This is a genomic window from Streptomyces sp. SN-593, assembly GCF_016756395.1.
Classification (GTDB): domain Bacteria; phylum Actinomycetota; class Actinomycetes; order Streptomycetales; family Streptomycetaceae; genus Actinacidiphila; species Actinacidiphila reveromycinica.
In genome coordinates this window covers 1,845,163-1,857,182 of sequence record NZ_AP018365.1, presented here as the reverse complement: position 1 = coordinate 1,857,182, position 12,020 = coordinate 1,845,163, and the positions used below count along the sequence as shown (strand labels likewise).

Genomic DNA, 12,020 nt, shown 5'->3' with positions numbered 1-12,020 from the left:
ACGGCGTCCGGTCGGCCACTGGCAACTGGCACCATGGGTCCCGTACCCGACGGACCGTGAACGAAGGCCCCTTGTGACATCTCAGACGATCCTGCTGCTGCACTCCACCTACGGGCTCCGGCCCGCCGTACACTCCGCGGCCGAGCGGCTGCGCGCGGCCGGGCACGAGGTGCACGTGCCGGACCTGTTCGAGGGGAAGACGGCGGACAGCGTCGAGGACGGCGGCGCGATCCGCGACGGGATCGGCAACGACGAGCTGCTGCGCCGGGCGATCGCCGCGGCCGCCCCGCACTCCGAGCGGGGCCTGGTCTACGCCGGTTTCTCGCTGGGCGGCGCGCTCGCGCAGAACCTCGCCCTCGGCGACGAGAGGGCCCGCGGACTGCTGCTCCTGCACGGCACCTCCGACCTCGCGGACGGGGCGAGCACCGACATCCCGGTGCAGCTCCACGTGGCCGAGCCGGACCCCTTCGAGACGGAGGACTGGCTCAACGCGTGGTACCTGCGGATGCGGCGGGCGGGCGCCGACGTGGAGGTCTTCCGCTACCGCGGGGCCGGCCACCTGTACACCGACCCCGACCTGCCCGACTACGACGAGCCGGCGGCCGAGCGCACCTGGTCGGTCGCGCTGGACTTCCTGCGGGACCTGTAGCGGGCGCCGCGCGCCTCCGCGGCCGGAGCGTGTCCGGCCGCGGGGGCGCGGTCGGCGGCTAGGTGAGGTCGGCGGCGATGCCGGACGTCACGGTCGCCACCGGCACGCCGTTGACGTCCACGTTCTTGCCGTTCACGTGCACCGTGGGGGTGCCGCTGATGGAGCTGTTGTCCAGGTACTTCTCGAACGCGTCGCTGGTGTCGAGCGCCCACTTGTCGAAGGTGCCGTTCTTCACCGCGTTGGAGAACTTGGTGTTGCCCTTGAGGGCGGGGACCTTCTGCGCGATCGAGATCAGCTTCGTGGGGCTGGCGAAGGTGTCCTTGGTCTCGTCGGGGTGGACGGCCTTGGAGTACAGCAGGGTGTGGAACTGCTCGAAGGCGTCGGTGGACACGTTGAGTGCCGCGCCGAGCGCGCTGAGTGCCTGCTTGGAGCCGGTGCCGCCGAGGTTGGTGTCCAGGAACGTGCCCATGTGCAGCACGATCTTGTACTTGCCGTCCTTGACGCCCTGGAGCACCGCCGAGCCGGACTCCTGCTCGTAGGCGGCGCAGTAGGGGCAGCGCATGTCCTCCCACTCCTCGACGGTGTTCTTGTTGCTCGCGTCGCCGAGGGTGATCGTGGTGCCGTTGGTGCCGGACGTGTTGGCCGGCTTGACCAGCGGGTTCTTCGCCGCGGCGCTCCAGTGCCCGGGCTTGTTGGAGTTGTTGACGGCCACGGCTATGCCGCCGGCCGCGGCCAGCACCACCACGACGCCGGCGGCGACGAGGACCTGGCGGCGGACCTTCGCCCGCTTCGCCTCCTTCTCGCGCTGGACGCGGAGCCGCTCGCGGGCGGCGGCCTTGCTCTGCTTGCTGTTCCTGCTGCTCATGACTGGGATGACTCCGTGGGGAGGGCGCGTCGGGGCGCGTGACGACGGGTGGGGACTCGACGGTTCGGCTCGGCCGCCGGTTCAGGCGGCGAGCGCGAGCGGCGGGCCCCGCCGTACCACGGAGTGCAGCAGCGGCCGGGCGGCGAGGTGGCCGACGGGCCGGGCCGCCGGGCGGATCCGCTCGGCGGCGGCGCCGGCCAGGGCGCCGGTGGCGGTGACGGCGAACAGCAGCGGCCGCAACGCGGCGACGGCCACCGCCCGCAGCGCGCGGTGCACCGCGGCCTCGCCGCGCCGCAGCCAGAAGGACGCGAGCAGGCCGACGGCGACGTGCACCGCCAGCAGCAGCCACGGCAGCGCCGAGCTGCCGGCGTGGTCGGTGGCCGCCTGGGCGGGGGAGACGGCCGGGAGCCGGGAGCCGACCTGGCCGTGGCAGACGACCGCCTCGTGCAGCGACCGCCACGAACCGGTGACCGGGCCGCCGCGGGGTCCGTAGCAGGACTGCTGGCCGGAGGTGAAGACGGTGTCCACGGCCAGTTCCAGCGGCACCATCATCCCGCTGATCGCCCAGAACCCGCGCTCGCGCCGGCCGAGCGCGTAGGCCAGCGCGAAGACGGCGGCGAAGGCGGCCAGCACGACGGTCAGCGGCAGCGGCCGGCGGGCCATCAGCACGTGCGAGGTGGAGGAGAGCGTGACGCAGAGCGCGGCGAAGAGGGCGGCGCGCGCCGCCCTCAGCCGCGGACGTATCTCGCCCATGGTCTCCATGAGCACAGAGTGTGCCACGGGAACCTGTAGGGGTGAGCTAAAAGTCGGACAACAATACGAAGGTGGACTCGCCGGGGGAGGAGCGGGAGCGGCGGCGGAGGTGCGGGGCCGGGCGCACTAGGGTGGGAGCCTCCCCCGCGATCGTCCTGGAGGTGCCAGCCCGGTGGCCGACAGCTTTGTTCACCTGCACAACCACACCGAGTACTCGATGCTCGACGGCGCGCAGCGCCTGAAGCCGATGTTCACCGAGGTCGCGCGGCAGGGGATGCCCGCGATCGCCATGAGCGACCACGGCAACATGTTCGGGGCCTACGAGTTCCAGCAGGTCGCCAAGGGCTTCGACTCGGTGAAGCCGATCATCGGCATCGAGGCGTACGTGGCGCCCTCGCACCGCCGGTACAAGAAGCAGGAGTTCTGGGGCCCGGGCGGCCAGCGGGCGATGTCGGACGACGGCGAGGGGAGCAAGGACGTCTCCGGCGGCGGCCGCTTCACCCACATGACGATGTGGGCGCGGAACGTCGAGGGCCTGCGCAACCTGTTCTACCTGTCGACGGAGGCCAGCTACACCGGGCAGTTCCCCGCGGGCAAGCCGCGGATGGACATGGAGCTGATCTCCGAGCACGCGGGCGGCATCATCGGCACCACCGGGTGCCCGTCGGGCGCCATCCAGACCCGGCTCCGGCTGAACCAGTACGACGAGGCGAAGAAGGTCGCGGCCTCCTACCAGGACATCCTCGGCAAGGAGAACTACTTCCTGGAGCTGATGGACCACGGCCTGGACCTGGAGCGCAACGTCCGGGGCGACCTGCTGCGGCTGGCGAAGGAACTGGACATCCCGCTGCTGGCGACCAACGACGCGCACTACGTGCTGGAGGAGCACGCCGACGCGCACGACAACCTGCTGTGCATCGGCGTCGGCAAGAACAAGGACGACCCGAACCGCTTCAAGTTCAACGGCACCGGCTACTACCTCAAGACCGCGCAGCAGATGCGGGAGCTGTTCCGGGAACTGCCGGAGGCATGCGACAACACGCTGCTGATCGCGGAGCGCATCGAGGCGTACGACGAGGTCTTCGACCTCGAGGACGAGATGCCGCAGTATCCGGACGTCCCCGAGGGCGAGACGCAGGAGTCGTGGCTGCGCCAGGAGGTCCTCAAGGGCCTGGCGATGCGCTACGGCGACCCGATCCCGGCGGAGGTGCTGGAGCGCTTCGAGACCGAGATGAAGGTCATCGGTCCGATGGGCTTCTCCTCCTACTTCCTCGTGGTCGCGGACATCTGCCGGCACGCGCGGGACAACAAGATCCCGGTCGGGCCGGGCCGTGGTTCGGCGACCGGCTCGATCGTGGCCTACGCGACCCGGATCACCGAGCTGTGCCCGCTGGAGCACGGTCTGCTCTTCGAGCGGTTCCTCAACCCCGAGCGCATCAACCCGCCGGACGTCGACCTCGACTTCGACGACCGCAAGCGGGACCAGATGGTCGCCTACGTGGTGGAGAAGTACGGCGACGAGTACACCGCGCTGGTGAACACCTTCGGCAAGCTGAAGGCGAAGAACGCGATCAAGGACACCTCGCGGATCCTCGGCTACCCCTTCGCGCACGGCGAGCGGATCACCAAGGCGCTGCCGGCCGACGTGATGGGCAAGAGCATCCCGATCGACGGCGTCTTCAACCCCGAGCACCCGCGCTACGGCGAGGCCGGCGAGATCCGGGCGCTGTACCAGAACGAGCCCGACGTCCAGAAGGTCGTGGACAGCGCCAAGGGCGTCGAGGGGCTGATCCGCAACACCGGTGTGCACGCGGCCGCGGTCATCCTGTCGAAGACCAAGCTGACCAACCGCATCCCGCTGCACATGCGCAAGGACGGCACGAAGATCACCGGGTTCGACTACCCGTCGTGCGAGTCCATGGGCCTGGTCAAGATGGACTTCCTGGGCCTGCGCAACCTCGGCGTGATCGACCAGGCGATCCAGAACGTGCGGGAGAACCGCGGTGTCGACCTGAGCACCGAGAACATCCCGCTGGACGACAAGAACACCTACGCGCTGCTGGCCCGCGGTGACACCTTCGGCGTGTTCCAACTCGACGGCGGCGGCATGCGGACCCTGCTCAAGGCGATGGAGCCGAGCCGGTTCGAGGACATCGCGGCGGCCCTGGCGCTGTACCGGCCGGGTCCGATGGCGGCCAACGCGCACATGAACTACGCCAGCCGCAAGACCGGCCGGCAGGCCGTCGAGCCGATCCACCCGGAGCTGAAGGACGCCCTGGAGCCGATCCTCGGCAACACCTTCCACCTGCTGATCTACCAGGAGCAGATCATGGCCATCGCCCGCCAGTTGGCGGGCTACACCCTCGGCGGCGCCGACCTGCTGCGCCGCGCGATGGGCAAGAAGAAGCCGGAGGTGCTGGCGGCCGAGTGGGAGAAGTTCCACGGCGGCATGCAGACCAACGGGTACTCCGAGGAGTCCATCAAGGCCCTCTGGGACGTCATGCTCCCGTTCTCCGGGTACGCGTTCAACAAGTCCCACACCGCCGGCTACGGACTGGTGTCCTTCTGGACCGCCTACCTCAAGGCGAACTACCCGGCCGAGTACATGGCGGCCCTGCTCACCTCGGTCGGGGACGACAAGGACAAGGCGGCCATCTACCTCGCCGACGCCCGCAAGAGCGGCGTCAACGTGCTGGCGCCCGACGTGAACGCGTCGGTCGCCGAGTTCACCGCCGTCGGCGAGGACGTCCGGTTCGGCCTGAAGTCGGTGCGGAACGTGGGCGAGGGCGTCATCGAGGCGCTGATCGCCGCGCGCAAGTCGAAGGGCCTGTTCACCTCGTTCGCCGACTTCCTGGACAAGGTGAGCATCCCGGTCCTGAACAAGCGGGCCATCGAGTCGCTGATCAAGGCGGGCGCGTTCGACTCGCTCGGCCACACGCGGATGGGCCTGTCCGCCGTCTTCGAGGACGCGGTCGACGCCATCGTCCCGGTGAAGAAGGCCGAGGCGTACGGCCAGGACGACCTGTTCGCGAGCCTGGGCGGGCCCGGCCAGGACACGCCGACCTTCGGGCTGGACTTCGCGATCCCCGAGACCGAGTGGCCGCGCAAGCAACTGCTGGCCATCGAGCGGGACATGCTGGGCCTGTACGTCTCGGCGCACCCGCTGGACGGCACCGAGCACATCCTCGCCCGCAACCGCGACACCACGCTCGCCGAACTGCTGGCGTCCGGCCAGGAGCGGCCGGTGAAGGTCGCCGGGCTCATCACCGGTGTCGACCGCAAGATGACCAAGCAGGGCAACGCCTGGGCCGCGGTCACGTTCGCCGACCGCGACGCGAGCATCGAGGTCTGCTTCTTCCCCGCGACCTACCAGCTCGTGGGACACGCCCTCATCCCCGACAGCGTCGTCTCCATCAGCGGTCGGGCGCAGGACCGCGACGGCACGATGAACATCATCGGCTCGGAACTGGCGGAGCTGGACGTGTCCTCGGCGGAGAGCGGCGGGAAGCCCCCGGTGCAGCTCGCCTTCCGCGAGCACCGGATCCTGCGCCACGACGCCATCAACGAGCTGCGCCGCATCCTGTCCTCGCACCCCGGTGAGAGCCCGGTGCGCGCACGCGTCGCCGGACCGCAGAAGACCACCGTCTACGAACTGGGGTTCCTCGTCGATCCCACCACGGTGGCCTCGGAGATCAAGGTCTCCTTCGGCGCGGAGGTCTGGCTCGGCGTGGCCTGAGCGCGGCGGCGGGCGGACGGACGCGGGGGCGCCCCCGTGAGGGGCACCCCCGCGTCCGTGAAGTGCGCGTGCGGCGCGATCAGTTGTGGCCGAACTTCTTCTGCTGCTTGCGCGCGACGCGGGTGCTCGCGGGCATCATGTGCTCCTCGGCCTGGGCGCTCCTGCCGTGCTGCTCCTGGGCCTCGCCCGCCGGGTGGGACCGCTCGTCCTGGCGGTCGCGCTGCGGACGGTTCTGGTTGCGGTTCTTCGCCACGATCGTGCCTTCCTGGTGGGGGGGAGAGTCGGCCGATGGGCCGCAATCAGACTGACACGGGGGGACCAAGGCCGCATTTCGGGCAGTTGGGGATGCGGGGGCCCGGGAAAAACCCCCGACCGCCACGCCGAAGATCGCGTTCGCGGTCATAACCCCCGAGCATTCGGGCACACTCGGGGGAACTCGAGTGGGCATCCGTGCCGGGGGTCGACCGGAAGAGGTGCAACATGGACCGCTGCGTCGTCCTGGTGGACGCCGGCTATCTGCTGGGCGCAGCGGCGAGCCTGCTGGCCGGCGAACCGTCGCGTTCGAGGATCACCGTCGATCATGCCGCCGTGGTCGCCGGCCTGCGCGAACGCGCCGAAGCGGAGACCGGGCAGCCGCTGCTGCGGATCTACTGGTTCGACGGCGCACCCGACCGGGTTCCGCAACCCGAGCACCGCCGGCTGCGGGTGATGCCGAGGGTGACGGTCCGGCTCGGCGCCCTCACCCGGACGGACGGCAGGTGGGCGCAGAAGGGCGTCGACGCCGCGATGCACGCCGAGCTGTCCGAACTGGCCCGCAACCGGGCCTGCTCCGACGTGGTGCTGGTCACCGGGGACGGCGACCTGCTGCCCGGCATGATGTCGGCCAAGGAGCACGGCGTCGCCGTCCACCTGTGGGCCGTGCAGGCCGCCGACGGCGACTACAACCAGTCCGAGGACCTGGTCGCCGAGGCGGACGAGCGGCGGGTGCTGGACCGGGCGTGGATCACCGCGGCGATCCAGGCCAAGGAGGGGGCCGGCGTGTGCGGGCCCGCCCCCGGTCCGCGCCCCGGGGTACGGCCGGAGATCGCCGCCATCCTGTCCGCGCCGCTGCCGGAACCCGGCGCGCCCGCCCGCGCCGTCGCGCCGCCCCCCGGGCCGGCCCCGGCGAAGAACGGCTCCGCGCCCGCCGAGCACTCCGGCGAGGCGGCGGCCGCCTCCGGCGGCAAGGGGGTGCCCACGCCGAAGGACCTCGCCGACCTCGGCCGCGCCCACGCCGTCCATCCGCCCGCCCCGCCCGCCCACCCCGCGCCGAGCACCCTGCGGTGGTCCTCCGACAAGGGCTGGAGCGACCGGCCGGGCGCCGACCAGCCCGACACCTCCGGGCTGCCGACGCTGGCGCAGCTGACCAGCGCCGAGCAGCGCTGGGCCGACCGCGAGGCCGACATCACCGCGGTCAGCGGCGATCCCTACGAGGTCGGGCAGGTCTTCGCCCGCCGCTGGATCGCCCGGGTCGGCGACCAGACCCACCTCCAGCACCTGACCACGCACTACCCGAGGGTGCCGCACCGGCTCGACGGCGAACTGCTCCGCTACGCAGCGCGGTTCGGGCTGCTGGCGCACAAGGACGACCAGATCGACGAGAACGACCGCTACGCGATCAGGGCCGGGTTCTGGCGGGAGTTCGACGCCGTCCCGGCCCCGGAGTAGGGCTCCGCCGGTAGAGCGGTGCCCCTGTCCCCGGGGGTGGGGTGCCCCGTCCCGGGAGCGGGGTGCCCTGGCGGGTGGCGGCGCCCGCTTCCCGCGGTGGGGGGCGCCCTCGCGGGCGGCGGCGCCCGCTTCCCGCGGTGGGGGGTGCCCTCACGGGCGGCGGCGCCCGGGCCCGCAGGCCCAGCCCCCCAGCGTGTGCCCGGACCTTCGGCCGGTCGGTGGCTGGTCGCGCAGTTCCTCGCGCCCCTGACGGCTGGACGTCTTCCGCAAACGCCCCCCGGGGGCGGGAGGGGGACCCCGTTTCGTGACGAACGCGGTGGAGCGCGTACTCTCGGTGCTCGTGAGGACGGGCACCGAGGCAGGGGCGAGACCGGCGGTATCCGCCTGCCGCGTACGCGGCCTCGTGCGGACCTATCCGGGCGGGCGGGGGCGCCGCGGCGGCGACATCCCCGCGGTCCGGGCGAACGACGGCATCGACCTCGACGTGCACGCCGGCGAGCTGTTCGGCATCCTCGGCCCCAACGGCGCCGGCAAGAGCACCCTGGTCCGCCAGCTCACCGGCCTGCTGCGACCGGACGCCGGCACCATCGACCTGCTCGGCCACGACCTGGTCCGGCACCCCGAACGCGCCGCGCGGCTGATCGGCTACCTCGGCCAGGAGTCCACCGCGCTGGACGAGCTGACCGTCGCCCTCGCCGCCGAGACCACCGGGCGGCTGCGCGGGATGGACACGGCCACGGCCCGCGCCGCGCGCGACGCCGTCCTGGACGAGCTGGGCCTCGGCCCGCTCGCCGCGCGCCCCATCAAACGGCTGTCCGGCGGCCAGCGCCGCCTCGCCTGCTTCGCCGCGGCCCTCGTCGGCCCCCGCCCGGTCCTCGTCCTCGACGAGCCCACCACCGGCATGGACCCGGTCGCGCGCCGCGCGGTGTGGGCCGCGGTGGACCGGCGCCGCACCCAGCAGGGCGTCACCGTCCTGCTGGTCACCCACAACGTCATCGAGGCCGAGACGGTCCTGGACCGGGTCGCGGTGCTCGACCACGGACGGGTCATCGCCTGCGACTCGCCGGCCGGGCTGCGCTCCCTGGTCGAGGGCGAGGTGCGGCTGGACCTGGTGTGGCGGCACGAACCGCCGACCGACCTGCCCGCGGTCGCCGCGCTGCGCCCGCTCGCGGAGGTCTCCGGCCGCCGCTGGACGCTGCGGCTGCCGCAGGACCGGGCCAGGGCCGCGGTCGCCGAGGTCACCGGCGGCCCGGCGTTCGCCGCGCTGGACGACTTCACGCTGGCCATGCCCAGCCTGGAGGACGTCTACCTGGCGCTCGGCGGCAGCAGCGAGGGACTGGTGAAGGTATGACGGTGGTTGCCCCGGCCGGCCTCGAACCCGGCGAGCTGACCGGCGGCGGCATCACGCCGCTCGCCCCCAGGGCGCGGCTGTGGCCGGCGCTCGGCGCGGTCTACCGGGCCCAGCTCTCCCGGGCCCGGGTGGCCCGCATCCCGCTGCTGTTCGTCGCCACCTTCCAGTCCATCGGGATCATGGTGATGCTGCGCGGCGTGGTGCACGCCGGGGACGGCGAGGCGGCCCGCGCGGTGGTGGCCGGCTCCAGCGTGCTCGTGGTCGCCTTCGTCGCGCTGAACCTGCTCGCCCAGTACTTCGGCCAGCTTCGCGCCTCCGGCGGCCTCGACCACTACGCGACGCTGCCGGTGCCGCCGGCGGCGGTCGTGCTCGGCGCGGCCGGCGCGTACGCCTCCTTCACGGTGCCCGGCACGCTGGTCACCGCGGTCACCGGGTGCGTGCTGTTCCACCTCGGCATGGCCAACCTGTGGGTGCTGGTGCTCGTGGTCCCGCTGGCCGGGGCCGCGATGTCCGGACTCGGCGCGGCCTGCGGGCTGCTCGCCCCGCGCCCGGAGATCGCCACGCTGCTGGGGCAGCTCGGCATGTCCGCCGCGCTGCTGCTCGGCGTGCTGCCCGCCTCCCACATGCCCGCGCCGGTCGGCTGGGCGCGCGACCTGCTGCCGTCCACGTACGGCGTGGAGGCGTTCGCCCGGACCTTCGGGCACGGCGGCACGGAATGGGCCGCGGTCGCCGGCGACCTGGCGGTGTGCGCGGGCGTGGGGGTGGCCTCGCTGGCCGTCGCGACCTGGGCCTACCGGCGGGCCGCCCGCCGCTGACCGGCCGGTGGCGCGGCTGTCGGGAACACCTGGCACGATGGCCTGGTGACCGCTCCCCTGACTCCTCCCGAGCCTCCGCACTCCGGGTCCGCGCAGCCCGGGCCCGCGCCGTCCGAGGGCCCGCGCCCCGAAGGACCGCAACACCCGCAGGGCCCGCAGGACCGGCAGGACTCGGACGGCCCGTGGCCCGCCCCGTCCTCCGCCGGGACCGGCACGGGTGCCGTGCTCGCGCCGGAACCGGCCGGGCCGGGCCGCGACACGGTGCGCACCGCGCTGAGGAACGGACTGGTCGTCGCGGTCCTCGTCGCGGTCTGCGGGATCATCCTCGGGCTGTTCTGGCTGTGGCTGTCACCGCGGGTGCCCATGGTCTCCGACGGCCAGGCGGTCTACCTCAAGGACACCGAGGGCGAGGAGGCGGTCGGCGGCGACGGCACCTTCGTGGTGATCGCGCTGATCCTGGGCGCACTGACCGCGGCCGCGGTGTTCTGGCGCTACCGCAGGGGCGGCGTCGGCGTCGTCCTCGGCCTGGCGGTCGGCGGCGCGGTCGCGTCCGTCATCGGCTGGCGGCTGGGCGTGTGGCTCGGCCCGACCACGGACATCATCGCGCACGCCAAGCAGGTCGGGCCGAAGGTCGTCTTCGACGGCCCGCTGAAGCTGCGCGCCAAGGTCGCGATCGTGGTCTGGCCGGCCGCCGCGATGCTGGTGCACTCCGCGCTCACCTACGCGTTCGGGCTGCGCGAGGACTCACCCCGGGAATCACCCGAGGGCGGCGGGACGCAGTAGCGGCGCCGTGGCCGCCGCGGTCAGCTCCACCAGCGCGGCCGGCGCCAGCTCCACCTCCAGCCCCCGCCTGCCCGCGGAGACGAACACCGTCGGCCGGGACAGCGCCGAGGCGTCCACCACCGTCGGCAGCGCTCTGCGCTGGCCGAGCGGGGAGATGCCGCCGCGCACGTAGCCGCTGCTGCGCTCGGCCGCGGCCGGGTCGGCCATCGCCGCCCGCTTGCCGCCGGCCGCGGCCGCCAGCGCCTTCAGGTCGAGCGAGCCGGACACCGGCACCACCGCGACCGTCAGCGCGCCGTCCACCTCCGCGACGAGCGTCTTGAACACCCGCCCCTGCTCGACGCCGAGCGCCGCGGCGGCCTCCTCGCCGTAGGGCAGCCCGCAGGACGGGTCGTGCACGTAGGAGTGCAGGGTGTAGGGGACGCCGGCCCGGTCCAGCGCGACGGTCGCCGGGGTGCCGCCGCCGGTACGTGACTTCTTCGCCATGGACCGACAGCCTGCCAGGTCAGTTCGCGCAGATCGCCTGCTGGGTCAGCTCCACCGCCGGCAGCGACGGCAGCTTCTCGATCACCGCGACCTCCCGGCGCAGCAGCCGCAGCTCCTCGCCGAGCCGCGCGGCGGTGTCCGGCGCCTCCAGCAGCCGCTGCTTCGCCGCCGCCTCGGCGATCGTCGTGGCCGCCACCAGGTACGACAGCACCGTCGGATCGTCGGTGAACTCCTGTGCGGCCAGGCTGCGTTCACGCGAACCGGCCAGCCGCTTCTGGTAGGTGCGGAAAGCCCGGGTCACCTGCGGCGCCAGCTCGTCCGCGCCGCTGCCCGCCTCCTCCGCCAGCTCCTCGACCTCCGCGGTCAGGTACTCCCCGGACGCGTCCACCGACAGCAGCCGGAACCGCACGATGCCGGTCGCGTGCATCCGGAAGCCGCCGTCGCCGCTGTCCACGATGTCGGCCACGTCCGCGACGCAGCCGAAGCCGTACAGCGCCGCGAGCGGGTCGTCGCCCAGGCCGGCGGCCGGACCGGTGGCCCGTCCCTCCTGCCCGGTCGGCGCGATCTCCTGGCCGTTCCTGATCGCCACCACCCCGAACCGCCGCGGCGTGTCCTCCGGCAGCGCGCGCAGGTCACGCACGAGGGCGCGGTAGCGCTCCTCGAAGACGTTCAGCGGCAGCACCAGCCCCGGGAACAGCGGCGAGGTGAGCGGGAAGAGCGGAAGGCGATCGGTCACAGCGGTCAGCGTACGGGCAGTACGCCCCCCTTCGGCACCCTTCCCGGCACCCGCGTCCGACCTGCGGCGCGGCACGTGCCGCGGGGGCCCGGCGCGGGAGCGGCGCCGGCCCCGGGACCCCCGCGCCGCGTATCACGGAGTG

11 protein-coding genes are annotated in these 12,020 nt (G+C 73.0%); 6 read left to right on the top strand and 5 right to left on the bottom strand.

All coding sequences use genetic code 11. From position 1 onward, the window contains the following. The first annotated feature begins 73 nt into the window (after positions 1-73). The gene (locus RVR_RS07750) at positions 74-649 is read left to right on the top strand and encodes a dienelactone hydrolase family protein (RefSeq protein WP_202233147.1); all 576 of its coding nucleotides are present in this window, start codon (positions 74-76) and stop codon (positions 647-649) included. 58 nt (positions 650-707) lie between these two features. Here RVR_RS07750 and RVR_RS07745 read toward each other — a convergent pair whose 3' ends face one another. Both RVR_RS07745 and RVR_RS07740 read right to left on the bottom strand, forming a co-directional pair. Further along, on the bottom strand, positions 708-1,514 hold the full coding sequence (locus RVR_RS07745; protein WP_202233146.1) for a thioredoxin domain-containing protein: 807 nt from the start codon (positions 1,512-1,514) through the stop codon (positions 708-710). An 81-nt stretch (positions 1,515-1,595) separates the two neighbouring features. Next, positions 1,596-2,276, bottom strand: coding sequence for a hypothetical protein (locus tag RVR_RS07740; protein ID WP_202233145.1), 681 nt, complete (start codon positions 2,274-2,276; stop codon positions 1,596-1,598). A 163-nt stretch (positions 2,277-2,439) separates the two neighbouring features. On the opposite strand from RVR_RS07740, the gene dnaE reads away from it, so the two are divergent. Beyond that, positions 2,440-6,003, top strand: a complete 3,564-nt coding sequence (gene dnaE, locus RVR_RS07735) for a DNA polymerase III subunit alpha (protein ID WP_202233144.1) — start codon at positions 2,440-2,442, stop codon at positions 6,001-6,003. 79 nt (positions 6,004-6,082) lie between these two features. On the opposite strand, the gene RVR_RS07730 is transcribed toward dnaE, so the two are convergent. Continuing rightward, positions 6,083-6,256 (bottom strand): hypothetical protein, encoded by a 174-nt coding sequence (locus RVR_RS07730; RefSeq protein ID WP_202233143.1) that lies wholly within the window; start codon positions 6,254-6,256, stop codon positions 6,083-6,085. Between the two features lie 227 nt (positions 6,257-6,483). Between RVR_RS07730 and RVR_RS07725 the strand changes: the two genes are divergently transcribed. The 4 genes from RVR_RS07725 (at position 6,484) to RVR_RS07710 (ending at position 10,659) form a co-directional block, all read left to right on the top strand. After that, the gene (locus RVR_RS07725; RefSeq protein ID WP_202233142.1) at positions 6,484-7,710 is read left to right on the top strand and encodes an NYN domain-containing protein; all 1,227 of its coding nucleotides are present in this window, start codon (positions 6,484-6,486) and stop codon (positions 7,708-7,710) included. A 340-nt stretch (positions 7,711-8,050) separates the two neighbouring features. Continuing rightward, positions 8,051-9,061 carry an ABC transporter ATP-binding protein gene (locus RVR_RS07720; RefSeq protein ID WP_202233141.1) on the top strand — a complete coding sequence of 337 codons (1,011 nt, stop codon included), beginning with the start codon at positions 8,051-8,053 and terminating at the stop codon, positions 9,059-9,061. Next, positions 9,058-9,876 carry an ABC transporter permease gene (locus RVR_RS07715; protein ID WP_202233140.1) on the top strand — a complete coding sequence of 273 codons (819 nt, stop codon included), beginning with the start codon at positions 9,058-9,060 and terminating at the stop codon, positions 9,874-9,876. The genes RVR_RS07720 and RVR_RS07715 overlap by 4 nt, the downstream gene beginning before the upstream one ends. A 45-nt stretch (positions 9,877-9,921) precedes the next feature. Further along, entirely contained in the window at positions 9,922-10,659 is a 738-nt protein-coding gene (locus RVR_RS07710) for a hypothetical protein (protein ID WP_237404626.1), read from the top strand. Here the strand turns inward: RVR_RS07710 and ybaK are convergent. Both ybaK and RVR_RS07700 read right to left on the bottom strand, forming a co-directional pair. Further along, positions 10,633-11,142: a Cys-tRNA(Pro) deacylase gene (gene ybaK / locus RVR_RS07705; RefSeq protein WP_202233139.1), complete on the bottom strand. Its 510-nt coding sequence runs from the start codon at positions 11,140-11,142 to the stop codon at positions 10,633-10,635. The genes RVR_RS07710 and ybaK overlap by 27 nt on opposite strands. Before the next feature lie 19 nt (positions 11,143-11,161). Then, positions 11,162-11,878, bottom strand: coding sequence for an LON peptidase substrate-binding domain-containing protein (locus RVR_RS07700; protein WP_202233138.1), 717 nt, complete (start codon positions 11,876-11,878; stop codon positions 11,162-11,164). Between the last annotated feature and the right edge of the window lie 142 nt (positions 11,879-12,020).

Excerpts from the sequence above, each read along its gene's own strand:
- RVR_RS07745 (WP_202233146.1), bottom strand. The coding sequence starts at position 1,514 with ATGAGCAGCAGGAACAGCAAGCAGAGCAAGGCCGCCGCCCGCGAGCGG.
- RVR_RS07740 (WP_202233145.1), bottom strand. The coding sequence starts at position 2,276 with ATGGAGACCATGGGCGAGATACGTCCGCGGCTGAGGGCGGCGCGCGCC.
- RVR_RS07725 (WP_202233142.1), top strand. The coding sequence starts at position 6,484 with ATGGACCGCTGCGTCGTCCTGGTGGACGCCGGCTATCTGCTGGGCGCA.
- RVR_RS07715 (WP_202233140.1), top strand. The coding sequence starts at position 9,058 with ATGACGGTGGTTGCCCCGGCCGGCCTCGAACCCGGCGAGCTGACCGGC.
- ybaK (WP_202233139.1), bottom strand. The coding sequence starts at position 11,142 with ATGGCGAAGAAGTCACGTACCGGCGGCGGCACCCCGGCGACCGTCGCG.